Source organism: Providencia alcalifaciens DSM 30120 (assembly GCF_000173415.1).
Classification (GTDB): Bacteria; Pseudomonadota; Gammaproteobacteria; order Enterobacterales; family Enterobacteriaceae; genus Providencia; species Providencia alcalifaciens.
The window spans coordinates 192,877-216,980 of sequence record NZ_ABXW01000062.1; the positions used below are offsets into that span (position 1 = coordinate 192,877).

The window sequence follows — 24,104 nt, forward strand, 5'->3', positions numbered from 1 at the left end:
TAACTCCTTAAGCGCGTTTGACTTCAACAAGGTTAGTATGTTGTGGTGTGCCTTTCGCCAGTGGAGAAGGAACATGGGAGGTTAGGGTGTTAATACAACCACCAACATCTAAACCTTCGGTATTCAATGTGCGCCATGCACCTTGAGGAACCGCAATCACACCGGGTAAGACGCGCTCAGTCACTTTGACTTTAATCTGAATACGCCCACGATCATTGAAAATTTCAGCTAAATCGCCGTTTTTCAAGCCGCGCTCTTGTGCATCAATTGGGTTGAGCCAGAATTGATGTGGAATGGCTTCGCGTAGCATAGCCACATTGTAATAGGTTGAGTGGACATGCCCTTTGTCATGGAAACCGGTCATTAATAATGAGTGTTTCTTCTGCGCAGCTTGAGCCTCAACGCCTTCTCTATTCACACAATATTCAGGAATCGCTGGAATACGCTGACCTTCTGGTAATTCCCAGTTTTTCACACGTTCAGCTAGTTTTTCGGAGTAAATTTCAATTTTTCCAGATGGTGTTTTCAGTGGGTTATTCACTGGGTCATCACGGAAGTTTTTCAGTGCAATGTTTTCGGCACTATTAAGGAATTTACGATCAATAATTCCCGCACCATCAGTTTCACTAAATTCTGGCAGATGAGGCATTTTTTCGCGAGTTTTGTTGTAGCAAAACTCAATCCATTCTTCGTAAGTACGTCCTTCAGTGAATTGGTCTTTAACGCCCATTTTCTCGGCGATTTCGACTAATACATCGTAGTTTGGACGGTTTTCCCACAGTGGTTCAATGGCATTTTGTAGGCGAACCAGATAGTGGTAAGCCCCACTCGCGTAGGAGTTATTGATTAAATCGTTAGTTTCGACAGTGGTCACATCCGGTAAGAGTAAATCAGCATATTTTGCCGATGGGGTATCATGGTTATCCCAAACAAGAATAAACTCACATTTAGATTCGTCGGACAGAATTTCATGGGTTTTATTCAGGTCACCATGTTGGTTACCAATGACGTTACTGGAATAACACCACATAAATTTGATGTCATTATTCAGTTTATCAACGCCTTTAATTCCGGCATTTTCCGCCGTTAACTCTTTTCCGCGAACAATCGCTTCAGACCACATGTAGGTTGGGATCAGGGCTTTTACTGGATTTGGTAAACCGAATCCAGCGACAGGGTAAGCATAACTGTTTCCCCATAAACCAGTGTTAGTACCGGAACGCCCAATATTACCAGACATAATTGGCAGCATCATGATTGAACGACACGCTTGCTCACCATTTTCAGTACGTTGTAAACCCCAACCTTGAGAAATCCACGCATGTTGAGCGTTACCAATTTCACGGGCTAACTGAATAATGCGAGAAACAGAGATACCCGTTAATTTACTTGCCCACTCAGGGGTTTTGGCAATGCCATCTGGACCATGACCTAAAATATAATCTTTGTACGAAGCATTACGTGGTGCCGAAGCAGGTAGGGTTGATTCATCCCAGCCCACACAATAATTTTTCAGGAACTCTTCGTCAGTTAAACCTTCTTGGATCATCACATAACCCAGTGCTGCCACTAATGCGGCATCAGTACCTGGATAAATAGGGATCCATTCAGCACCCAGTGTCGTGACGCTGTCGGTACGACGTGGGTCGATGATAATGACTTTCGCTTTGCTCTTATCTAGTGCATTCAAGGTTTCATAAAACTGACCGCCACCGGACATACGGGTTTCAGCCAAGTTGTGGCCAAACATGACAACAAGATCAGAGTTTTGAATTTCAGATAAATAAGACTCTTCGACACTACCGTACACATAAGGGGTAATTTCCATTAATTGTGCGTAGGAGTAAGTGCCGTAGTCGCCTAAAAAACCGCCAGTTAAGCTGAGTAGGCGTTTGCAGGCAGCACGACCGTGTAAATTGGCGCCCGTTGAACCGGAACCATATTGATAGTAAATCGCATCGCTACCGTATTTATCGATGGTGTATTTCAGTTTTTCAGCAATGATGGTGGTCGCCTCATCCCAGCTGATTTTTTTGAATTTACCTTCGCCACGTTTACCTACACGCACCATTGGGTATTTTAAGCGGTCTGGATTATACGTTTTCCAGCGAACAGAACGACCACGTAAACAAGGGCGAATTTGGTGCTCTCCCAGTGTTGAATCGTCATACATGGTTTCATTGGATATGCGGCTGATGACGCCATCTTTAACATGAACTTTAAGAGGACAACGGCTCCCACAGTTCACTAAGCAAGCGCTATAGCTGATTTTTTCACTGACTTCATCTGGCATGATGGCTGGTGTTTTTGCTTGAGCAGCAAAAGGCAGAGTGATTGAGCCTGCAATAGCGGCTGCACCCGCTACGGTTGCGGAGGTCTGAAGAAACTCCCTCCTGCTCAGTTCTGCGAATTGAGTATTTGTTTTATTTTTATGCATTGACATTGCCTATATGTAAATAACGTATTAGGTATGTTCAATATGTTAGGAAAAATCTCTACTTACTAACATGATATGCATCAACAATATCCTTGAAAAAATCAGGGTAAATATTTTTATTTATATAATTTATAAGGGTTTTTTTTGATGATAAGGTCCATTTTGTTTTGTTTTTATTATCAATCGTTATATTCTAAAATATATAATGATAGAGTAGGATTGGCTAGAATTAGAGGGGTTTCCCCCTCTGGGTATGCTGACTAAGTTCACTAATCATTAAGTAGTATTTATAAGTTACCTATGATGAGTTATTTAATTGTTGAATGACTGAGGAATCGAACATCATTACCGGTAGGTGATTGATGTATGTGTAGATTGAACTGAGGAAGAATCGAAAAAATATGGTCAAAAATATCCGATTGAATACGCTCATATTCCAACCAAACCGTGGTATTTGTGAATGCGTAGATTTCAATAGGAATACCATTTGAGTCTGATTCAAGTTGACGAACCATGATGGTCATATTTTTGTGAATCTGTGGGTGCGCACGTAAATACGCCTCAACGTAAGCTCGGAATGTCCCGATATTCGTTAGACGGCGTTGGTTAAGTGGAGTCGCTTTATCTTCAGGTAATGCAGAGTTATAGACCTGAATTTCAGAGACTTTCTGATCGAGATAAGGCTCAAGCAAGTTTGCCTTTTCAAGGTTTTTTATCTCTTCAGGCTGTAAGAAATGAATGCTATTGGCATCGATACGCAGACTACGTTTAATTCTTCGTCCTCCAGATTCTGTCATCCCTTTCCAGTTTTTGAATGAATCTGAAATTAATGCATACGTTGGGATAGTTGTGACAGTATTATCCCAATTACGGACCTTAACGGTAGTGAGCCCAATATCAATGACTGCACCATCGGCCCCATATTTAGGCATTTCTAGCCAGTCACCAATGTTGACCATGTTGTTCGCAGAAAGCTGGATACCTGCAACTAACCCCATGATAGGATCTTTAAACACCAACATCATCACAGCAGTCATTGCCCCTAAACCACTGAGGATAATCAACGGAGATTTTCCGATCAGTAGTGCGATGATCATAATAGAAATTAAGACGGTAGCGATTAATTTGATACTTTGAAAAATGCCACGCAGAGGAAGATGCGCTGTTTTCGCCGCTCTTTGTAATATGCCTAATGTGATATCTAAGATGGAATAAATGGTTAACAAGCCAAAGAGTAAACACCATGCTTGAGAGGCCACATTTAACACCATCTGTGGCGTGGAACCAGAAGATAGCCACAAGGTGGATTGTATATTGACCACAATACCCTGAATAATAAAGGCAATGCGGTTAAATAAATTGTATTGCGTGAGTTGATGTTGCCAACCAGAACCCGCTTTTAGCCCCCGTTTTTCAATGCTAGGCAGCAGTATCTTGTGGAGGAACAAGTGCAAAATAAGGGCGACAATCAGTATCAACCCAAGGACCATTAAGAGAGAGGCGAGAGTGGCATAGTCTTGATTAAACTGGCGAGCCCAGTCGAGCAGTTGCTGCTGCATAAATTCTCCTTTATTGCGTTATCCATAAATGACGCCCCAGTATAAGCAAATAGGACTTAAGTTTGGCTGAAATTACTAACATTTACATAACATTACTGTGAATGAGTTATTTCTTATTGTTGGGCTAGAAGGGAAGACATATGGTTTGATGACTCTACATGGTTAGGAATTCACAATAAAATGTATCCTGATAAAAGCGCCAAAAAATCGTTTATTTTGCAGTTTTTCTTACTGCCAGCACTGATGTGTGTACCGTTATTGTCTCATGCTTCGAATCATCAAGGGGACGAAGGGAATGGTCATCACAGAGGCGGTTATTATTATGAACATGATGATCATCACCATAAGCATCATAAGAAGCATAAACACAAAGGTAAAAAATATCACTGTGATACGGCAAAATACGCCAGTCGTTACGATAACTCGCTGGTGAGTATTAATATCAATTTTGGCGATGTTCGTCCCGTTGCCATCAACTATGGGCTGGTGGGATATCAAGGGCTTCCGCCTGGAATTGAAAAACAAATTCGCAGAGGTAAGCCATTACCACCGGGAATTGCTAAAAAAGCATTACCAGCCTCATTTAGCGCTTGTTTACCAAAATATTCAGGCTATGAGTGGCGGATGAGTGGAAAGGATTTGCTGCTTGTTGCGATGAAAACCGCGATAGTGGCGGAAATTATTGAAAATGTTTTTGAATAAAAAAACGGCCTTAAAAAAGGCCGTTAGCAAAAAATTTGCAAATACTTGAATGAGGTAAATGAAAGGTTTGATTGACTATGGTTTAAAGCAAATTACATAAAACGTTTAGACAGTAATTCAACAACTTCTTGCAGGTTAACGAAAAATTCTTTGATGCTTTTCATGTTCGCTCCGAATATTAATGTGTGATCTTGATCACGTAGGAGCATTCTAGTTTTTTATTGATCAAAGTCAATAATCGACCAAAAGATATTTTAAATATTAAACTAATTTTTAATGCAGTGATTGTAAATTATTGTTTACATCCATGTTCATCAGTTTGACTATTTGGTTTGCATGAACGTTTTACTTGATGAAATCGTCGCTAAATTTGTTAAGGCTTGCATACTCTGTTCGTGTAATTCCAGCGTTGCTGCGGCACATAAATCTTCCAGTACATGGCAAAAATACCCTAAGTCATGGGCTTGTCTCACGCTACTTTGAATTGCCATCATGGAACTGACGCCGCCAAAATGAAGGTGGGTAATGCCATTGTCATACAGCCATTGGTGCAGTTTATTTCCAGCAAAAGCGGAAACACCTTTTTTAATCATGACGCGGTCATGCATGTGAACTTCTAATTCATCGACCCAGCTACATCCGTGTCCACTTAATTTCAAGGCACCGACTTGCTTTGCATGTTGAAATAACGGAGAGCCTAAAGGAATATCTTGATAATTATCGCTAAATCCGACCTTAATCCAAATTACAGGAATACGCTGGTTGCGCGCGTAGCTCGCGACTTGATTGGCTTTTTCTACTATTTTTCGTGAAGTAACTTGCGGGTAACTACTGTTGGATAATCCATTTTTGCCAACAATATCGTTAATAAGATCAATGATGATGAGTGCGTGTGACATTATCGCCCCTTTTTGCGGCTAAGTAATTTAACGTAAAAAGGGGATTGTAATATTTATTCTGGGTAAGGGATGTTAACTAAATAACATTATTTTAAATAAGGATATTATTTAAGCCCATTTATTCAATTAAGGTAAATCAATAATAAATCCAATTCCTTTATTTTCTAATCCCTCGGTCACTTTTAATGTTGCACCAATTTTTGATGCTAAATTATAGGCAATAGATAATCCTAAGCCGCTGCCTGTTTCTAATGTTCCAGGAACGCGATAAAAACGAGAAAATAGATGTTCATGACTCTCTTTTGGAATGCCGCGACCATTATCTTGAATTGTAATTGTGGCACCAAAAGGCGTGATATCTTTCAGCGTTACTTTTATTTTAGCTTTTTCAGGCGAATATTTAATCGCATTTTCAAGTAAATTAGTAAACACATTACTGAGCGCTAATTTATCGGTGTCGACATAAAAAGATTCTGGGCTCGATAATTCAACATCAATATGTTTATTGAGTGCGTACGGGATATGGGATGAAATCAAATTACTGATCAACATCGGTAAATCAACCTGTTCTTTACGTATTGAAAAATCTTCCGCTTCTAAGCGTGCAAGGTCAATTAATTGATGAGATAAGGACGCTGCACGCGTGAGTGTTTCCTTCATATCATTAATAATTTCAGCTTTCTCTTTGGGGTTATCAATATTCATTAACAGGTGTAATTGTGCAGTCACTGCCGCTATGGGGGTGCGCAGTTCATGAGCCGCATCTGCCATAAAGCGCTTTTCCCGCAAATTCGCCGCATCGACTCGTGCCATTAATTGGTTTATAGCGGAAATAATAGGTCGTGTTTCTTTATGTACGTCTTTCATTTCTATCGCCGTTAAATTTCCAGGCTGACGCGAAGAAATAACTTTGGCGACTTGTTTGATTGGACGAATACTAAAATAGGCAGTAATTAAGATAGCAATTAGCATTATTCCCAGAATAAAGGCGAGAGGAATTGCGGTTTCTTCGGCGGGGTTTCCAATTAATTTTCGACGTTCAAGGTAGGATTCCGCAATGACAACTTCGAGGGAGTGGTCGTCATCCCATGCGGAAGTAAAATGCCAATCCTTATATTGATTTGTGAGTTGTTCTACGGATTTTAATGAAGGGTCAGATATTTTTTCACTATTTCGATATAACACATGTCCCTTGGGATCTCTGACGACCATGTAGGGCTTATAGCTGGTATCAATGCCGTTTTCCATCGCATCGGTATACATTTTTTGCAAAATAACCGCGAGTTTATCGAAATATTCAGGCGTGTCTGAAACCGTGCCTAATGTACGGGCGATACCTTGCGTGACAATTTGCTGTTGTTGGTTAAATTCATCATCATTGACTAAATCAGGCAGGTAAAAAAATTGCAACCAGCCGACTAACAGCAGCCATAAAAAGATGACTGCGCCAACCTGAATACCAAATGTGTAAACAAGAAAGGATTTAATCTTCACTAGATTGCGCTTCTTTTTTTAATAAATAACCAATACCGCGGATAGTAATAATTCGGTCTTTACCAATTTTGCGGCGTAAATTATGAATGTGGACTTCAAGGGAATTACTCTCCACATCGTCTAAACCAAATAAACGTTGCTCTAAATCTGTTTTTCGGACGACATTATCCGCATTTTTAATTAATTCATACAGCAGCAAATATTCTTTACCGGAAAGTAATAATAATTGACCATCTAAAGTGACTTGGTGGTTTAACGGATTTAGTTGCAGATTATCTAATTGCCAAATTTCAGATGAAAAGCCAGCCATACGACGACTGATAGCTTTGACCCGAGAAATTAGCTCTGGCATTTCAAATGGTTTTGTTAAAAAGTCATCAGCACCTGAATCTAAACTCGTTACTAAGTTATCCATTTTGTTGCGAGCAGTAAGAATAATAATAGGTATTGATTCCCCTGATTGGCGCCATGCAATGAGCTCGTCTTGACCGTCTCCATCGGGTAAACCGAGGTCTAATAACATGACATCAAAATTACGAGACTGTAATTGTTGTTTAGCATCAGCCAATAATCTAACCCAGCAAGGATTAAAACCCGCTAGTTCTAGCCCTCGACATAACGCTTTTCCCAACTGAAGATCATCTTCTACCAATAAAACATTCATATTTACTCCCTCTGGTGCGGAGTATAAGCAGACTGCTTCCACCCAGCAACTCGGATATTTGTCGCCTTAAGTATCCCTTAAGGTTGGTTTAACCAAATTTTAAGGTATGAAAACGTAAAACGAATAATATAGCATCAACAACCATAACAAGAGCCTTTACCATGAAACAAGTTTATATTGAAGTGCCTCTATTTATCGTGATTATTTTTATCGCCATGGTGTTTATGGGGGAAAGTTTTAATAAGCCAAAAATGACATTTAACCATACAAAGTTAAATGAAGTTTCATTATGCACTGAGACTAAGACCTGTTTAGTGGAAGCGCGGGTGCTTGAAATAAGTAAAGCGAAGCGTAACCCTGTCACCAAGATTAAATCCTATCTTCGACAAAAACTCTATTAATGATTCTACCGGTGAGTAGATGGGGGATGGGGATATTTCAAGTACTTCGCACTATTCTAGAGTAGACAGAAAATAGTGTGAGTGGGGGGCTTGATCGTTTTTTACAATACAGCAAGTGATTCAAATTAAATCAAAAAATAACAAATTGAGAAATGGAAGAGCTATCACTGGACCTTCTTCCATTTCTTTCTGTTCAGCTAATCATCGGTATTTGTTTCCGGTAGCCAGCCGTCATCCATCCAAATTTCTTCTAAAATTTCTTCAATGCGTAATTTATCATCCGCAATTTTTGTGCCTGAAATATTAATGGCTTGCTGAGAGCTAAAGCCTACACGAGTGACCATATCAGGGTATTGTGACTGTAGCTTGCGTAGAATCTCAGATTCTAATGCCTGTAGCACTAAGCCACTTGGTTTTTGTGGTGAATTTTTATCAAATAACACTTCGATGCGTAACATAGTAGCCTCTACTAAAGACTGTATTAATATACAGTATTTTTAGATCTATATGGAGACCTTGTCAATATCCTCCATGAATATTTTTTTATTCTGACTGTCGGCTAAATGTTTTTATTTCGAGGCAGTGAATCTACCGCCTAAAAAAAGCTAGCAGAAATATTAATACATAACCCTAAAATCGCCATATTAAAGATAAATGAAATGATCGATTGCAATAATACAGCGCGACGCATAGGTGTCGAGGCAACTTCTACATCTGCGGTTTGCGAAGCGACGGCAATCGTAAATGAAAAATACATAAAATCTGAATAGCTTGGCTGGGTAATCTTATCAGGAAAAATTAACCACGGTTTTTCATTTTCATTATTGCTGTAATACAAATGAGCATAGTGCATGGTAAAGCCTGTCGGTAATAACAACCATGAGGATATCAGTGTGGAAGCCGTTAAAATGTAAGAGTAGATTTTATCGGATTTCGGGATATCACTATGCCCTCCCAAGGCAAAAAACAGCGCTAATAAACTCACACAGCAACCCGACATCAAGAAAAATATCACCATACGAGCGCTTTCATCTTCAATTTTCGTGAGCTTACGAATGTCTTTAACATTATTGCTAATAATCCGCTGGAACAGGAACAGTAAATAGCACCATGCAAATGCGTTCCAACTGATAATTAAATTAATAATCAGATTTTGTGTATTAAATAGGGCAAAGAAGGTGATAAAAGCAACAATAAGCGAGACCAAAAAGCGCGGTCGAGAATGAAATGCATGACGTAGCAGATGGGTGATACGAGCAGCATAGCGAAGCATGGGATATTCCTTGAAAAATAATCATCACGTTAATTAAAAACGAGTATATCACCGAAAAAAAATGGAGCACGAATAAGGTGCTCCATAATTTAGTGAATAAAAATAATTAATTCTATTTTTGACTTTGCTTTATCAGCGCATAGCGATTAAGTAATTGCTTAAAATGGTTGTCAATGCGCTGATATTCGGATTCAGCCACCGTTCCTTTGGCTTGAAGTTGTTCGAGTCGACGTAATTCTTCTTCTAGTGGCACACTTTGGTGGAAATGCTGGCGGGCATTGAAAATAATGGTTTTTAATTCAGACCCCGTGATATAGCTGCGAGGTTTACCATCGAGACTGTCTAAGCGCGTACTGAGATTATTTAACTCTGCCATTCCTTCAGACCATTGTTGCAATTTATCGTTAGATAACGCGTTAATTTGCATATTTTGCTGCCATTTATCGTTAAATGCGCTGACTTCTTGCCGTTCACCATATTGCTTGGTGAGGTAACCTACCATGCTAAGCCCATATTGCTGAGACCAAATCGGGGAAACTGATTCCAATTCCACAAGGTAATTATCGATCATATTGAGTTTTTCGGGCGAAAAACTACTCGGTTGGGCGGAATTGGGTTGTAATTGTTGCTCAATAATCGAGGCAATATTGGGTGTAAATTCAGGTAATTGTGGCAGTGCTTGCGCTAAAACATGGTTATTGATTTGTGGATGAAGCACATATAAGGTGCTTGCGCAAAGTGCACCGGTGAGAACAATCCCCCAAGCTAATCCCACACAAAGCCCTTTACGATAAGACGGTTTGGATGAGGGAGGAGCACTGATCGTGGCATTGGCTTTTATGGATATTGGGGTTGCTGCGGTATGCGCCCGAAATGTCGATGGTGATGTTTTCGGAAGTTGTAGCGGAGTCGATGGGGTAAAACCGCTATCTGGCACATCAATGCTTTCTAATTGCCTTGCCTGAGAGGCGAGTAAATTTTGTAAGCGCTCTAGCTGTGTCAGGTGCTTGAGTTCTAATGTTTGCAACTGTTGACCAATTTGGCTCAGCGTGGTTTCAGTTTGGTAAAGTGCTGGAAGGTCAGCATAAACGGGCGCGTGAGCACGTAATCCCGTCATTAATTGTTGGCTCAATGTGGCGAGAATTTCGACGCGAGCGTGAGTCTGTTGTGGCCAAAGTCCTTGCCAGTGGCGGCTCAGTAAATGTTGGAGCAAAGACAAGCCTTCGTTTAATCCCGCGATGCCATTTTGATGTTGGCGGATCAGAGTAAACCATGCGCAAGTTTGCAAATCTGCCCCATTTTGGTTGAATAAAGACAAACAAAGCCCATGGGCACGCGCCCAGTCTACATCAGGACGGGCGGGGTGAAAGCGTTTGTTTAATTCGTCTTTCAAGGCAGCAAAATCAGCGAGTGTTCTCGGGTCGCCACCAAGGCGTAATGTATTTAAATCTGGATTCATAGTCGTCTCACGCTATCGTCGGTTTAAATCGTATCGAATTGTTTTTTTAGATGATGTACGAGAATGCGCCCATCTGGCATAAACTCTGTGCCATAACGAATCAAACCTTGTTCGTGCAACTCAACTTCAAGGGCGTAATGGAGTGCTCCAAAGCTGTTTTGCGGTAACAACACTAAAGAGAGCGATTTGATGCGGGGCTCATACTTGAGCAATGTTGCCGATAAAATGGTCATCATATTGTGAGCGGTGCCAGGAAGCCCTTGGATCATTTTACTCATATCAGGTAGTCCATAATCGGGAAGGTGTTCGATGCTACCTGCTCTGGCATTAAGAATACGGCGAATATTGTCCATCACTGACACCATCACTTGGTCATGTTCAGGGATAGCATCGATATCCAATCCTCCCGCAAAATACCCCGTCAACATTTCATATAACGAAGGTTGGGACATGCTATTTTTCTCCAAGTGGTTTTAAGGTCATGGAGTTATCTGCGAGAGTGAGCAAGCGAGGGTCATCCGGTAATAACCGTTTTTTGGGGATCACAACACGCCAGTCATCAGTGATAAGGTCGGGATGATGGAACATTACAGCGATAGCAACGAATTCTGCACCTTCTTCAAGAGGCATATCAAGCGAAATAGATTCTCCTGGACGAATGCGTAAATCTTTCTGTGTCACGATGGAAGGCTTAAGCACTTGGCTATCTTTTGCAAATAAAGAAGCGTAATCGCTCTCATCAAAGCTTTCACTGTCCTTTAATTGGTAGACGCGAATGATGGTGGATAAGGATGCGCCTGTATCATCGGTGTTTAATGCTTCACGCGCGACAAAATCAAGGTGGATGACTTTCACCTGTTTATAAAATATCGCGTTTGCTGCACTGCGAGTGCCATCGCTGACCATTTGAGTGAGCCCGCATCCTGTGAGGTTTAATGTTGCCAGAAGCACCAATGTTTTGCCGCAAAATGGCAATAAAGGGATGTGTTTCATCGGAGAGTCCCAGAATTAGAATCGATAATTAGCATAATGTGAGGGCGGCATAGAGTGTGATGTTGCCGATAATCGCTGATAGCGCCCTAAATTTAAGGTAATAATGTGTTCTCGGTGAGGGGCATTAGGGGTTAATGCGCCCATCGCGGCGGTACGCCCCAATTGAACACCTTGGTGAGATTGCGTGCTTAACGTTGCGTTAGGGAGTAATTTTCTGGGTAATTTGAGACAAAGACGGGCATTGACTCTTGAGCCTAGGTAAACATGCAACAGCGCCATTAAATCTTGATACAGCAATCCATCCGGTAACCAGTTGCGGGCTTCCTCAAGGTTATTGGTTTGTAAGACAATCAAAATTTGGCTATTAACATCAGTCGCATACTGACCTAAAACGGGTTTATTCGTTAAGGTGATGGGCGTTTTGCAGGATAATCCGGTTTGGCGCGTTTGTTCGATGCGCCTTGGATCATGGGGTTTGATTTTAACGTGGGTATCAGGTGCGAGTAATTTGACTAATGAGATAACCCCTTCGGCGGTACGAGTCGGAAAACGTAGCGTGCCCAATAACGCTAAAAATCGGGATAAGGGGGCTTGTACATGTTGAGCTGTGCCGGGGATCCCTAAGCCAATTAATCCATATAAATACTGGGAAGTTTCATCTTCACCACCCGCGGAAAAGGTCGCTGGGTAGGAGTATTTTCGCCAAATACGGTAAAACTGTGTCGTGAGCCGATGATTAAAAATATCTAAAAAATCCGTCAGAGATTCGGTGCCTTCACGTCGTTGAGCGATATCATCGAGATAGCTTGTCGGTAGTGGTGAAGTGACGCCATATAGCCCTAAAAAGGTCGTTCGAATACTGGGCGTATTGCTATCTCGGTAGCGGTCTTCAATGTCGATGCCTTTAATTTCGGTGACAGGAAAACCCATCCCTCGATGGGGACGAAACCGGATAACATCTGTTTTCGGGTCTTGGGTGCTGCCAAGGGGTGGGCGCTGTTTATTACTCTGTTCTATTAGTTGGCAAAACCGATAGAAGTTAACCCGTGGTAGACGCTCCCCTAGCGCATCAAAAAGCTGATTTACTGAGGATGATTCTCTGTCCATGTGAGGCTATTTCCTGTTGGTAAAATATGGAGAGTCAATTGGTTAAATAGATGCACGTCGGTATAGAGGGCAAAAAAGCGGTTGAGCATTTCACCAAATAAGTGGATGTCGCCTTCACCGTTAAATCCGCTGCTATCAAGGGTGATATCGATGGCAATACCGCGCTGTAAAAAGCCTTTTTCGAAGCGTTCGATAAGATGCTGTTCAACGTGGATCATGGCATCGAGTTTGCGGCTGTTTAAATCATCTTCTCGCCAGTCATAGAGCGCTAATGTGCCGCGCAATACCTCTACGTTGTCCATCATATTGAGGAAGCTGGCGCCAAGATGGCTGAGTACGCGCCAATGAAATCTGTCTTCAGCGGGAGGGTAGCAAGGCAGAGTCGGTTTACATAAATTACGAACCCGCAGTTGTGTCTGCAAGGTTTCTTCCGTTCTGTCCAGCAAAGTGCTTTGTAGCGCTTTGCGCGGAAGTTGCCCGTTCGTGCCGGTTAATTGCAACGATAAGGTTTCACTTTCCAGAGTGGCGGTCGGCTGTTCGCGTTCTCCGCCCAAAATTAGCCACGTATCATGCAACCCGCTGACACCACGCTTAACGCGAGTGTGGTAGTAGTGTTCTGGTGCACTGCGGCGCAACATACCGCCGCGATGGCGAAAACTGCTAAAGGGGACATAGTGAATATGTTCACCGCGGCGTGTGCCATGAACTGTGTCAACTGCATAGATTTCGGTATGCCCGTCTTGTAGGCGCCGAGGGCGCAGCAGATACTCACTTTCTAACCCGTTAACAGTGAGCGGATCCGCCTCAATATTAAATAAATTAATGACGGGAACACTGTGCAGCTTTACATTGTCAGCGCTTAACGGAATGTCACTGTCCCAAAGCGTATCAAGCACAATTTCCAGTTCAAAATGACTTAACCCTTCAGGTAAATTGATTTCTCCAAGTCCTTGTAAATTGACGAAGAGAAACTTTTCACGAAAAGAAAAATACTCGAGCAGTAACTGGTAGCCACTAAAGGTACTGTCGCCTTTGGGCCACAGTTGATCTTCCTCGGCAAATCCACCAGGAGAAAACCACAGAGGTAAGCGAATTCGGTCTGGTGATGATGGTAGGCGAATGTAGGTAGCAGCCACTTGCTTAGTCAGTGCTAAGTGCAATGCATAGGTCGTTGGGACATCGCCAGCCAGATAAAAGGAGAGGGTATCTAGCGCGGTTTGTTTCCAATCAGCGAGCTTCGCACAATCGAAGCGTAAGCGGATCACGGAACGCCCATCGGGCTCAGTGGCTAAATTAACCGAGGATAATGAAATGGGATTGAGTGTTAAATCTCGTGTTGTTCGATAGCGGCAAACGGTTTTTTTAGGACCAACCGGACGCGAAAGCACTTCAAAATTAGCGGGGAGCACGGATGAAAGTTTCATGTCGTGAATATCCGGTGCGAGCTCAACCACAGACAGTGACGGAATGGTTTGTAAGTAATGAGGCCAAAGGAGGCTAACGAGACCTTCCGTTAATTCCGGTAAATCATCATCAATTTTTTGGCGCAATTGCCCCATAGAGAAGGCAAAACCTTCAAATAATCGTTCAACAAAAGGGTCGGGGATGCCCGCTTTATCTAAATCTAATAATGCCGCACGTTCGGGGTGAGCTTGAGCGAACTCTTTTGCTGCTTCACGCAGATATCGCATCTCCGCATCATAATAGCGAAGGGTTAAATCATCCATTAGTGTGGTTCTCTTTGATTAATTTAGGGATAGAGCACTAACGCTCGCACAGGGTCTAATCGTGTTAGCTGAGCCAGTAACTCAGACATTTGGTGATGTAAATCAGCTTTATCAGGGGTATTACGCTGTACTTTGCCGCGTAACAGTTGCAGCTGGCGAGCTTTCACTTCAAATAGGGAATGCGGCTCCCAATCAGCAAGGCGCATCTGTTCAGCGCTACGGTCTAATTCGCGAAGTAAATTGAGTGCCAAATCATGACGAGAAAATTGTTCAGCCACTCTTGCCATCACTAATTGCAGCAACCATTTTTGACGGGATGTTTGGATATTCGGTCGTGACATTAACCAAGCCAATGCTGTTTCAACGCCTTCAGTGTCAGCTTGGGTTAACGCTTCTTGCTCTAATGCGAATATCGAACTGTTATCATCGTCATCAGCACCTTGAACGGGCATGTGATGGAGGGACTGAATATTGTCTTCCAGAATATGCTGTTTAATCCACGCTAACGTGACTTCATCAGCGAAAGGTGTGCCATCTTCCCAAGCAAGATGTTCTAAACCCGGTAAGCGGAGTAAGAACTGTTTTAAATCAGAAGCAATCACATCCGCCCAACCATCCCATGGGGCTGGGGATTTACTCAATGCTTGGTGTAAATACCACTGTACATCAAGCCAAAAATGGTTAACGCCTTCTGCAAATAATCTATCCGCTTGTTCGGTGAGTTCGAGCCAATTTTGTTGCAGATATAAACGTTTGAGTTGGGCTTTGGCATCTGAGCGTGGAGGGGCTAACCGAGTGCATCCATGCTGATTTTGTGGAGGGGATTGGTGCAGCGTATCCCAGCGTACGGAGGTCATCAGCCTGTGACCCGATAACCAGCCGTTGGGTTGATTACGTAAGTAATTGGCGAGTACCTTGGCTTGGTCAAGCAATTCTCGACCCGACTGAATCGGTGCGATAGGACTGATGCCAGATGACGTTTGTTTCGTGGATGTATGTTCGGCTGATTTAATATTTTGGGGAACAACACTGTCTGCACCACCAGATTGTGCAAGGCGATTTTCTAATGCACGCAGTAACGGCGCAAGATTTGGGCGGTTTGGCTCATCCCATGCACTAAATTCATCCACAATGGCACTAAGTAGTGCCACGATGCGTGCAAATTCATTGCTATCGACTTCAGGATAAAGGGATAAGCTGTCGATGACCCGTTGACCCGCCAACCATTCAATGGCAGATTTTCGGCTATTTGGACGATTTGGTAATAGCTCGTCGTGGTAACGGTGAAGTAATCCAACCAGTAACCCTAGCCCATCGGCTAAGCCTGTTTCGCCTTCGCGATGTAAGCGCGCCCAAATGTAGTAGGTTATGACACGTACGTCTTTACATACGTTAGTTAACAAATTTTCGGCAAGAGCGCAGATCAGCTCAGTATCTGAGCCTGAGAGCTTGTTGACTTCTTCTTTCATGCGTTCGAAGTCATCGTCGTAGCCGGGATCATCGCCAACTGGGTTTTCAGCCGTAATTGGTAATAACCAGCGCTCCCATAACACGACTTGTTGCTCCACTAATTGATTAGCGGCAAGCGGATTTCCAGTAAAGCAGGCTGTACGCAAAGCAGTTAATAAAGGCATAGGTGATGTCCTATCGATAGCTAATCCAAAAAGATTTTTTCAGGCAGGACAAAGTTGCGTAGCTTCAATAATGCTAGCGGACCTTGTCCCATCTCGGTACGAAGCTGATAATTGAGGGTATTACCATCCGGTGCAGTCCATGTGACGGTGTAGCTGCTGGTACTTCCTGCATAAGGCGCAACATGGGCGGCTTCAAGTAAGCGGATTAATCCCCAAACACCACGGTGGTCAGCATAGAGTCGCGTGCCTGATGATGTCGTCATCCAAGTCAATGATGCCCCTGACGCGACCGTATCCGCGGGCCAAACAAACCGCTGCCATTCAGGGAATTGGTTATCGTAAGTGAGATTTTGCTTATCGATCACCAATATCGTCTGCATAACATGTTTACTGGTTCCTGGGCGCATTTCGAAATAAAGTCGAGCTTCACCATTAGCGAAGGCGACGTCACCTAATTCGGTCAGGGTATCTAATGCGTTTAAAAACGCAGGATTAAAACGCAATCCTTGAGCATTCGTACTATTCGGTACCCAGTGATTCCCTTCTTTGCGTAATACGCCTTGCAGACGGGTTTCTAAGAAACGTTGAATACGCCCGTTATCAGGGCGAAGATATTGCGCCATCAGCGGTAAGGAAATGTCACTTTGAGTCTCTTTCAAAGGGTAGCGCCCGCCAAAGGCGCTGTTCCACTCATTGACAATGGCATTTTGCCACTCACTATTGATCCCTTGAGCCGTTGGCGTGAGTAATTGTTGCCAAGCTTGCGTCATTGGCTCAACGAGCAGCGAGTCACCAAAGCTTTGCCACTCTTGCCCAAAGCTTGCGGCAATCAGGCTTCCCATGTCTTTTGTTTGGGCAAAATCAACATTTTTGCCTTCTAAAATACTTTGGGCAAAGTCTTGGGACATGGCTTGTGGGTCAGGTGCATTGACCACTTGCTGAAGTTTCAATCTCACTCGAGTAATGCGGGTTAAATAAGCTTGCAAGCTAAGGTTATCGCTGGCTTGAGTGTTGGTTTGTGGATCGACAAAATTCAGGATAGGCGCAAAGGTATCTTCAAGGGGGCCTGTAAAATCGGCTTTCTGACTAATGACCGGTTTCTGTTCTTTATTAAGCAGGTCTTTCGCGGAGTTCATAAAGGAGTCGGCGAGCTTTTCTTGTTGACGTCCGGTTTTCCCTTGATAAGCCACGGTATTCATTAGTGCAATTACAGGCGATTGGCGGACATCGCTCATTAAAGATAATTGGTCGATAGTATCGGATAAGCTTTCAGTATGACGCCATTGCAAACTGTTTAAGAAATTTAACCAGCTATCTGAAAAATCAGCAAAATAACGTTCAGTAAGCTGCTGCTTAAGTGCATCAGGCGAAATATCTTGGCTAAGTTCATGCTGGCTATCACTCAATACCCAATCAATTTCATTGCGACGTGATTCCACCACTTTCTTAATGGCGGGTTCAATCGCTTCTTCCCACGCTTTGCGAGTAAAAATACCCGACACAAACTCATCGGTAGTGAATAAAAAGCTGGCATCGGTATCGCCCGTCATATCATCTAAGGTCATATCAGGGAACTGATGCTGCGCTTGTAGTAACACTTCTTGATATAGCGTAGCACTTTCGCTGCGTTGACCAATTTGTCGAATAAGTAAGGTACGGCTTTGATTAATCAGGTTATTGTTCGCAATTAATTGCCATTCAGGGTGCTTTGGTAGCTGCTGGGCATAGAACATGAGTAATTCTTTGCCGAGGGTTTGCCATTCGCCTTCGTTCATTCCTTGTGGGACGGGGAGGGTCGTGAGCACGCTATTAGTAAAAAATGCCGGATCCATGCGCTCAGGGGTACTCATCATTAAGTAGGTTTTTAGGCTTTGATACGCCCCTTGGGTGGCTTGACGACGGTCATCACTGTTAGGGGATAACTGGGCATAGGCTTGTAATTGTTGAGTCAATTGTTGAGCGAGGGTATCACGCAAAGGCGGTAATACCGTTTGTTGATATAGCGGCCATAAATGGGCTAATAGTGGCTGATTACTGTTTAGCCCAAAATGGAGCCAGAAAGGCACAGAAGTTTGTTCGCGATGATTGAGTAAGCCTAGGGTTTGCTGAAAATCATACTGGGCTTTGAGGCGTTCAGTTTCCGGTAATTGGCTGTTAGCGGCGACGTTCGCGCTTTGGTAGCTCTCTTCGATGAGCTGGCGATTGGCAAGGTAAGAGACAATCATCCCTGCGCCCCACAAGGTCATGGCGGTGGCAGCGCCATATTGAGCGAGACGTTTTTTGTCAAAGCCTAAAGAGGCTGGCTGTAAACCGGATGCCAGTTCAGATTGTACATTCAACCAGCTTGTCCAGCGGGTATCAGGGTGCCAACTATTGGGCAAGCGTTGCTGATTTAACGGATTGATAGAAGGGCTAAATGCGATGCCGGAAAAAGGCAGCGTACGTAATTGGGTATTGAGTGGCGCTAATGCGGTCGCAAGCTGCTGGCTTCCCCCGTTTTGTAAAAATTGGGCTAAGGCGAGTAGATAGGTGTGTTTCTGTTCACGCAGTAACGCTTGGGTTCCGTTGACCACAAGAGCAGGGATCAGGCTTAATAAGCTAGGGGATAGCGCTTCGGCAGGCATATTTTGCTCTGTCATGCAGAGAATAGAGGGCGTTTCAACCGCACTGAGGGACTGTTGGTCACTGACACTCCATACCCAAACTGGCGCACGCCAACCTAATTCTTGGAAGAGGTTTTGGATGGCACGCCCTGCATTGTGGGCTGTTGCGGTATTGAGGTTAGTGAACGTGACGCTGTTGTCTAAAAGCTGGGAGGAAATGCTGTTTTCTGTCACCCAAATCACGCCATCGAGCGGACGACGTCGGCGCAGTTGTTTGAGGGTTTCTAGTCGCTCAGAGTCAATGGAACTCCCGATATCGCCACCGTAGATAAGCAGGGTACCATCACACTCTTGCCAGATTTCTTGTGTCAGGCTAGGAGCCAGTTTTTCGACGGCGGAATGGGAACCGAGGAGGAGCTGGATGGAGACTTTGGAATGCCAGAAAGTGCCGTATTGGTTGCGTAGTGCTTGAATAATTTCATCATGCAATAAAATTATTTTTTTAATCGGCGCATTTAAATTGATTGGGGTATTCTGTGGCTTAAACGCCTTCTGCTCTTGCTTTTGTGAAAATTTATTTTTTATCGGATAAAAATAAATACCGCATAAAGCAATGATACTGAATGTCGATATTCCGATATAGTAGGGTGTTAAGTCAAACGGTTGATATTGATAAGTGACAAATAAAACGATTGATAAACTTAGGAGTAAGACTAAAAAAATCGCAAATAGCTTCCCACGAGGAAAACTCGCGGATATTTTATTTTTCATATTAAGACCTACGAATGTAAACCGCGTAACTGGCACCATGAGGATTTGGGTGAATGAGGACTTGGTCTAATTCTGTTTTTAATGATATTTCGGTTACGAGTGAAAGGTATGTTAAAAATGCATTAGGATGAGGTGTTGAATAAGATAATGCTAAAGAACGAATTGGAATAGTTTTATCAAATTCAATATTTTTTTCAGTGTAGGTGATGAGAACGTTATCTACGATATCTTGCTGACTTTCTGTTATCCATGTTTGGAATGTATTCTTTCTCGATATCCCACTGTAATCCATGTATTTCACTATTTCATTATTGATATCTTTAGTGTTTATTTCCATGACGCGTTCGACTTTTACGTTGGTATTATTTGAATTCATGAATTGTTGGTTTGTTGAAAATAGTTGAGCTGAAATAAATTCGCTGTATTTTGCTTGCGACTGGATCGTCACAATTAAAAACATCTTGTTTTGTTCTGCATCATCATACGCTGAAAAAATATCTTGGTAGCGAGGTGATCGAATAGGTTTGAGCTGCCAATGTTCATAAATTAATTTTTCATTACTGATGCTATCATTACTGTCGAAGAGGTAAATTTTTGACAGATAAGACCGATAAAGAGGAGACTGTTTTTCGAGTTGTGCATCAAGGGTTGCAATGAAGTTATTATCAAATTGCAAAAGATTGAATAAACGACGAGGTTTATTTGGAAACATCGGAACGGCTTCTGCTTCTTGCAAAAACACGTCAGTACCGTCTTTATCGGGGGTATAGATAACGTTTGCGATAGAGATCACTGAAGATTGGCACCATGCTTGCCATTCCCTTTTTGTGATTTCTTTCTCTTTTTCCCAGTTCTGACATGTGATCACGGAATGTTGATAACGAACGTATAAAAAACTGATACAGGCAAAAAAGAGGAGAGCGATAATGGGGAATGCGATAAATAATAACCGTGTTTTTTGCTCTACCGCTAATGTGACACTATAGGCATAAACGGCAGCCATTATCGTTACGAAAAAGAAGAGTATCACCTTATAATTGGGTTTTTCTATCGGTGTTTTATTCGGAATAGAGGGGATCTTCCAATACATTGATTCGATATCCTTATCTGCTTATTTTGTATGGTTTGTGGGCTCCGAGCTGATCACTCTACATCCACATGCACATAGGCACTGATCCACTACAATGGCAATACCATTATCAAAAGCGGAATCAGCTCCTTCTATAATGGTGTTATTTCCGTGTTTGGGACAGGAAACAAGATCCCCAACGAGTGCAACGTGTTTACTATCAATGTACATTGTGGATGAAGCCGAGAGCACATGGCCTCCATGGGTATTTTTGTCACCAAGACAGACAAATCCTTTCATTGTGAACCTATTTTTTGGAAATAACGTTATTATCTTTATGCGAAAGTTCAGTCATTGATAATGGAAGACCATTTTTATCTGAACCACCAAAATACTCAGTATTTTTTTACTGTTATTTTATCGTTCCCTTTCGGGTTCGTATCAGAAATGTGGCTTACTGTTTAGATATTTATTATCCCTCTTGTATAGATTAAAACGCATTGGGCTTATAGCGGAGAGAACCGACAATTCGATCCCATATTTCGACCATTTCGGCATCACTGTATGTTGTTTCTTTATCATTGTTAAATAAAGTTATACTTAAAAATGGTTTAGCGAAAGAGGATGTACCTTGATTTACCTTCAAAAGAAAAGAATAATAAGGAAAGCCTGATTCTTCGTTATTTTCTTTGTTATAAACTTTTTGTCTCCCATACATTAGCCATTCTTGAGCGGGAACGCCATTGGGTTTTATTTCACCTTTTTTAAACGTGTGCATATTATTTAACGCCATCGCTTTTTTTATTTCAAAAGATTTATTTAATAATATTTCATCTTGAGGCGTCTCATGATGATCCATGTTTATGGCTAAACTAAAATCACTATTTTCATATAAAAAATAGATATCTTCTTGTTGTTTACTATTATCATCTAAAATAAAACCATTAGGAATGCAAACCCCGTTTTCTGTGGGAACGACATGATCTAACCGCCCACTTAATCGTGAGATCAAAGATTGCATAGCCGCAAGTTTAGTTGGCCGAGTATTTGTTTCTATTTCACTAAAACCTGATACTTCAATATATGATTTTTTTTCATCGGCATATTTTGGTGCTGATAAATCTAAGATATTTGTTGTGATAATAAAGGCAATGTGATTATCATATACATGAGCTTCTAATGTTCTATAAGCGTCATCTGTACCTGACCTATTACTATCAAAAATAACGCCTTTTCCATCAGGTAACTGAATAACTTCTTTCAATACAGGTGCGTTTTCTTTACTCGTAGTTCTTTCTATTAACTCCTTTTCTCGTAACTCAATTCGTTGCTGAAATGCAGGAGGGTAAATAAATTTGCTCTCAATTTTAAAATCATCAATAAATATCTTATCCTGCAATTTGTTATTAAATGAAGCAGGAACATTAATAACATAACGACCAATACATTGAGGTTTTGCTTTATCAAACAGAGTTTCTATCACAATCTTTTCCTTGTCACTTAACGGAGCTGGAGCAACTTCACGAATGAGCCATAAAAATGAAATTATTAGTATAACCAAAATTATCATGAAGCATGCTTGTAATTTAGTCAGCTGCACGGGCATCAACCTCTTGTACAATTTTAATAATCGACCTTAATGTAAATTTAATGGCATCACTAAATTCAGAATAAGCTGTATCATCTAACTCATAAGCATTTTGATGATCAACATTTGTCGCTAAGACACTTTTAATTGATGCATGTATTTTTATTTTATTGAGTGACTCAATGGGAACAGTACTATCACCTTTTCCTAACGACGAAACTAACTCATAAACATTATCGTCATCTATTTTGAAATAATAATGCGGAACAGCTCCTGTAGGAATAACGTACATTTTACCATCTGATTGTTTTTCAAATCGAACATTTTTAACGGCCGGTAAACGTCGCAATGCATCTTCACTCAGTTGTATTTCTCGTTTATATGAAACACGACGCCATGAAAGATAATTATCGGATTCTTTTTCATCACCATAAAATACGTACGTATTGGGATGATAAAAACCTTTTTCTTGATGTAACATGAATTTTTTAACTTCACCTTTCATCAATTCCGTATATTCAGTCCAATTTTTTCTAACCTTCGCATTATCAGAATCAATAATGTCGGATTGATACAGTTTCCACCACACATCATTACGTAAGTAAATTTCGTCAAAAGGGTCTACTTTAGGATATTCACTCTCACCATCAATTTTTAACCATCTTGATGGGTATGACGGATACGGCAGTAATTGTAATGGCGCTGGCGCTCTAGCTAAAACAGGCATTAATTTTTCTGCGTTTCCTCCTAAAACTTGCCCTGGAATATCTTCTTTACCTGCTCCGGTTTTCATTCGGCGATATGCTGCTGGAGACCCTAAATCAGGGATAACCCCGTGAACAACGCCTAAAACCTTATCTTGACAACCTTTAAATTCAACCCCTTCAGGGGGATTCATTGCGTAACGAGCGACTAATCCCCCCATAGAATGCGTGACTAAAATGACTTTTTCTACTGCTAAACCATACCCATGCTTATTTTTGTAGATATCTAAAACATCATCAATATATTTAGTCAGTTCTTCAGCGGATATAGCATTATCCTTCAGCCAATTATAGCCAAAAACATGAACAGAAAAGAGGAAGCGTTTAAAGTGCGTTAGCTCAGGATCGGTTAGCGGAGAGTCATGAGTATCCCCTAATTTTCGGTTAACTAAGTTAGCTAATACACCTGAACGTTTGAATTGTTTTAGTTTAGCGTCAGAATACATACGATAAACATCAGTCTGCCAATCATCCAACAAAGCATATTGAAAAAATTCTAAAAATTTTCCATAACTTAAATATAACGCTTCACCCCAATGCCGCTCCTGTCTAGTAGGGAGTAGATTTCCATTATCAGGGAAGAGAGAATGAACTCGAGAGCTAATACTTGTTTTCCTGTTTTCAACAGTAGTAGTGTCTGGGTTTAAAGTTTTTCTACGTTCATGACCGTCTTTAGGGACAAACCAAAGAGTATCAGCCCCTTTAATCGATTCCGCTTTCCAAGAATCTTCACCAACACTACTTTTAAGATTTGTTCCCATGACCCCAGGGATAAAAATAATAGGTATTACCTTTGTTGGCGGAACAATGCATTTCGCATCTGCATTGAGTGATTTATGTTGAAGTTGAATATCAACCCAACGGCATTTCCCGTTTTTATCCCATTGTGGTAAGTAATACGAAATATGCTGGCATTCACTAGTTATTGCGGACTTGTCTGATTTATCTGTCATAAAAGCT

The 24,104-nt window shown here is 41.8% G+C and carries 20 protein-coding genes; 2 read left to right on the plus strand and 18 right to left on the minus strand.

Annotation, left to right across the window (positions count from 1 at the left end; translation table 11 throughout):
- Positions 1-7: 7 nt before the first annotated feature.
- Both PROVALCAL_RS16080 and PROVALCAL_RS16085 read right to left on the minus strand, forming a co-directional pair.
- The gene (locus PROVALCAL_RS16080) at positions 8-2,437 is read right to left on the minus strand and encodes a DMSO/selenate family reductase complex A subunit (RefSeq protein ID WP_006660387.1); all 2,430 of its coding nucleotides are present in this window, start codon (positions 2,435-2,437) and stop codon (positions 8-10) included.
- A gap of 308 nt (positions 2,438-2,745) precedes the next feature.
- Positions 2,746-3,996, minus strand: coding sequence for a mechanosensitive ion channel family protein (locus PROVALCAL_RS16085; RefSeq protein ID WP_006660388.1), 1,251 nt, complete (start codon positions 3,994-3,996; stop codon positions 2,746-2,748).
- A gap of 180 nt (positions 3,997-4,176) precedes the next feature.
- Between PROVALCAL_RS16085 and PROVALCAL_RS16090 the strand changes: the two genes are divergently transcribed.
- Complete coding sequence (locus PROVALCAL_RS16090; protein WP_006660389.1) at positions 4,177-4,698, plus strand: anti-virulence regulator CigR family protein; 522 nt, start codon at positions 4,177-4,179, stop codon at positions 4,696-4,698.
- Between the two features lie 323 nt (positions 4,699-5,021).
- Here the strand turns inward: PROVALCAL_RS16090 and PROVALCAL_RS16095 are convergent, their stop codons facing one another.
- The 3 genes from PROVALCAL_RS16095 to PROVALCAL_RS16105 all read right to left on the minus strand — a co-directional run bounded on the left by PROVALCAL_RS16095 (position 5,022) and on the right by PROVALCAL_RS16105 (position 7,755).
- Complete coding sequence (locus tag PROVALCAL_RS16095; RefSeq protein ID WP_006660390.1) at positions 5,022-5,597, minus strand: cysteine hydrolase family protein; 576 nt, start codon at positions 5,595-5,597, stop codon at positions 5,022-5,024.
- A 126-nt stretch (positions 5,598-5,723) separates the two neighbouring features.
- On the minus strand, positions 5,724-7,091 hold the full coding sequence (locus PROVALCAL_RS16100) for a sensor histidine kinase (protein WP_006660391.1): 1,368 nt from the start codon (positions 7,089-7,091) through the stop codon (positions 5,724-5,726).
- Positions 7,081-7,755: a response regulator gene (locus PROVALCAL_RS16105; RefSeq protein ID WP_006660392.1), complete on the minus strand. Its 675-nt coding sequence runs from the start codon at positions 7,753-7,755 to the stop codon at positions 7,081-7,083. The genes PROVALCAL_RS16100 and PROVALCAL_RS16105 overlap by 11 nt, the downstream gene beginning before the upstream one ends.
- Positions 7,756-7,916: 161 nt before the next feature.
- On the opposite strand from PROVALCAL_RS16105, the gene PROVALCAL_RS16110 reads away from it, so the two are divergent.
- Entirely contained in the window at positions 7,917-8,156 is a 240-nt protein-coding gene (locus tag PROVALCAL_RS16110; protein WP_006660393.1) for a hypothetical protein, read from the plus strand.
- Positions 8,157-8,353: 197 nt separating this feature from the next.
- Here the strand turns inward: PROVALCAL_RS16110 and PROVALCAL_RS16115 are convergent, their stop codons facing one another.
- The 13 genes from PROVALCAL_RS16115 to PROVALCAL_RS16175 all read right to left on the minus strand — a co-directional run bounded on the left by PROVALCAL_RS16115 (position 8,354) and on the right by PROVALCAL_RS16175 (position 24,097).
- Positions 8,354-8,614, minus strand: a complete 261-nt coding sequence (locus tag PROVALCAL_RS16115) for a DinI-like family protein (RefSeq protein WP_006660394.1) — start codon at positions 8,612-8,614, stop codon at positions 8,354-8,356.
- A 137-nt stretch (positions 8,615-8,751) separates the two neighbouring features.
- The gene (locus PROVALCAL_RS16120; RefSeq protein ID WP_006660395.1) at positions 8,752-9,429 is read right to left on the minus strand and encodes a DUF1345 domain-containing protein; all 678 of its coding nucleotides are present in this window, start codon (positions 9,427-9,429) and stop codon (positions 8,752-8,754) included.
- A gap of 112 nt (positions 9,430-9,541) precedes the next feature.
- A complete protein-coding gene (locus tag PROVALCAL_RS16125) occupies positions 9,542-10,888 on the minus strand; it encodes a VasL domain-containing protein (RefSeq protein WP_006660396.1) in 1,347 nt (448 codons plus the stop codon).
- 23 nt (positions 10,889-10,911) lie between these two features.
- On the minus strand, positions 10,912-11,340 hold the full coding sequence (gene tssE, locus PROVALCAL_RS16130; RefSeq protein WP_004912512.1) for a type VI secretion system baseplate subunit TssE: 429 nt from the start codon (positions 11,338-11,340) through the stop codon (positions 10,912-10,914).
- A gap of 1 nt (position 11,341) precedes the next feature.
- A complete protein-coding gene (tssJ, locus tag PROVALCAL_RS16135; protein ID WP_006660398.1) occupies positions 11,342-11,881 on the minus strand; it encodes a type VI secretion system lipoprotein TssJ in 540 nt (179 codons plus the stop codon).
- Between the two features lie 15 nt (positions 11,882-11,896).
- On the minus strand, positions 11,897-12,988 hold the full coding sequence (tssG, locus tag PROVALCAL_RS16140) for a type VI secretion system baseplate subunit TssG (protein ID WP_006660399.1): 1,092 nt from the start codon (positions 12,986-12,988) through the stop codon (positions 11,897-11,899).
- On the minus strand, positions 12,964-14,715 hold the full coding sequence (gene tssF / locus PROVALCAL_RS16145; RefSeq protein ID WP_006660400.1) for a type VI secretion system baseplate subunit TssF: 1,752 nt from the start codon (positions 14,713-14,715) through the stop codon (positions 12,964-12,966). Before tssF ends, tssG begins: the two co-directional genes overlap by 25 nt.
- 23 nt (positions 14,716-14,738) lie before the next feature.
- Positions 14,739-16,349, minus strand: coding sequence for a type VI secretion system protein TssA (gene tssA / locus PROVALCAL_RS16150; RefSeq protein ID WP_006660401.1), 1,611 nt, complete (start codon positions 16,347-16,349; stop codon positions 14,739-14,741).
- A 20-nt stretch (positions 16,350-16,369) separates the two neighbouring features.
- Positions 16,370-19,723: an ImcF-related family protein gene (locus PROVALCAL_RS16155; RefSeq protein WP_006660402.1), complete on the minus strand. Its 3,354-nt coding sequence runs from the start codon at positions 19,721-19,723 to the stop codon at positions 16,370-16,372.
- 1 nt (position 19,724) lies between these two features.
- Positions 19,725-20,813 carry a hypothetical protein gene (locus tag PROVALCAL_RS16160; protein ID WP_006660403.1) on the minus strand — a complete coding sequence of 363 codons (1,089 nt, stop codon included), beginning with the start codon at positions 20,811-20,813 and terminating at the stop codon, positions 19,725-19,727.
- 21 nt (positions 20,814-20,834) lie between these two features.
- Positions 20,835-21,092, minus strand: a complete 258-nt coding sequence (locus PROVALCAL_RS16165; protein ID WP_006660404.1) for a PAAR domain-containing protein — start codon at positions 21,090-21,092, stop codon at positions 20,835-20,837.
- A 190-nt stretch (positions 21,093-21,282) separates the two neighbouring features.
- Positions 21,283-22,398, minus strand: a complete 1,116-nt coding sequence (locus PROVALCAL_RS16170) for a T6SS immunity protein Tli4 family protein (protein WP_006660405.1) — start codon at positions 22,396-22,398, stop codon at positions 21,283-21,285.
- Positions 22,379-24,097, minus strand: coding sequence for a lipase family alpha/beta hydrolase (locus tag PROVALCAL_RS16175; protein ID WP_006660406.1), 1,719 nt, complete (start codon positions 24,095-24,097; stop codon positions 22,379-22,381). The genes PROVALCAL_RS16170 and PROVALCAL_RS16175 overlap by 20 nt, the downstream gene beginning before the upstream one ends.
- Positions 24,098-24,104 lie beyond the last annotated feature (7 nt).

What these genes read in the sequence shown, in the direction of transcription:
- PROVALCAL_RS16115 (WP_006660394.1), bottom strand. Translation starts at nt 8,614, where the DNA reads ATGTTACGCATCGAAGTGTTATTTGATAAAAATTCACCACAAAAACCA.
- PROVALCAL_RS16175 (WP_006660406.1), bottom strand. Translation starts at nt 24,097, where the DNA reads ATGACAGATAAATCAGACAAGTCCGCAATAACTAGTGAATGCCAGCAT.
- PROVALCAL_RS16110 (WP_006660393.1), top strand. Translation starts at nt 7,917, where the DNA reads ATGAAACAAGTTTATATTGAAGTGCCTCTATTTATCGTGATTATTTTT.
- PROVALCAL_RS16170 (WP_006660405.1), bottom strand. Translation starts at nt 22,398, where the DNA reads ATGCCCGTGCAGCTGACTAAATTACAAGCATGCTTCATGATAATTTTG.
- PROVALCAL_RS16085 (WP_006660388.1), bottom strand. Translation starts at nt 3,996, where the DNA reads ATGCAGCAGCAACTGCTCGACTGGGCTCGCCAGTTTAATCAAGACTAT.
- tssG (WP_006660399.1), bottom strand. Translation starts at nt 12,988, where the DNA reads ATGGACAGAGAATCATCCTCAGTAAATCAGCTTTTTGATGCGCTAGGG.
- PROVALCAL_RS16080 (WP_006660387.1), bottom strand. Translation starts at nt 2,437, where the DNA reads ATGCATAAAAATAAAACAAATACTCAATTCGCAGAACTGAGCAGGAGG.
- PROVALCAL_RS16120 (WP_006660395.1), bottom strand. Translation starts at nt 9,429, where the DNA reads ATGCTTCGCTATGCTGCTCGTATCACCCATCTGCTACGTCATGCATTT.
- PROVALCAL_RS16095 (WP_006660390.1), bottom strand. Translation starts at nt 5,597, where the DNA reads ATGTCACACGCACTCATCATCATTGATCTTATTAACGATATTGTTGGC.
- PROVALCAL_RS16105 (WP_006660392.1), bottom strand. Translation starts at nt 7,755, where the DNA reads ATGAATGTTTTATTGGTAGAAGATGATCTTCAGTTGGGAAAAGCGTTA.
- PROVALCAL_RS16160 (WP_006660403.1), bottom strand. Translation starts at nt 20,813, where the DNA reads ATGTATTGGAAGATCCCCTCTATTCCGAATAAAACACCGATAGAAAAA.
- PROVALCAL_RS16090 (WP_006660389.1), top strand. Translation starts at nt 4,177, where the DNA reads ATGTATCCTGATAAAAGCGCCAAAAAATCGTTTATTTTGCAGTTTTTC.
- PROVALCAL_RS16155 (WP_006660402.1), bottom strand. Translation starts at nt 19,723, where the DNA reads ATGAAAAATAAAATATCCGCGAGTTTTCCTCGTGGGAAGCTATTTGCG.
- tssF (WP_006660400.1), bottom strand. Translation starts at nt 14,715, where the DNA reads ATGGATGATTTAACCCTTCGCTATTATGATGCGGAGATGCGATATCTG.
- PROVALCAL_RS16125 (WP_006660396.1), bottom strand. Translation starts at nt 10,888, where the DNA reads ATGAATCCAGATTTAAATACATTACGCCTTGGTGGCGACCCGAGAACA.
- tssA (WP_006660401.1), bottom strand. Translation starts at nt 16,349, where the DNA reads ATGCCTTTATTAACTGCTTTGCGTACAGCCTGCTTTACTGGAAATCCG.
- PROVALCAL_RS16165 (WP_006660404.1), bottom strand. Translation starts at nt 21,092, where the DNA reads ATGAAAGGATTTGTCTGTCTTGGTGACAAAAATACCCATGGAGGCCAT.
- tssE (WP_004912512.1), bottom strand. Translation starts at nt 11,340, where the DNA reads ATGTCCCAACCTTCGTTATATGAAATGTTGACGGGGTATTTTGCGGGA.
- tssJ (WP_006660398.1), bottom strand. Translation starts at nt 11,881, where the DNA reads ATGAAACACATCCCTTTATTGCCATTTTGCGGCAAAACATTGGTGCTT.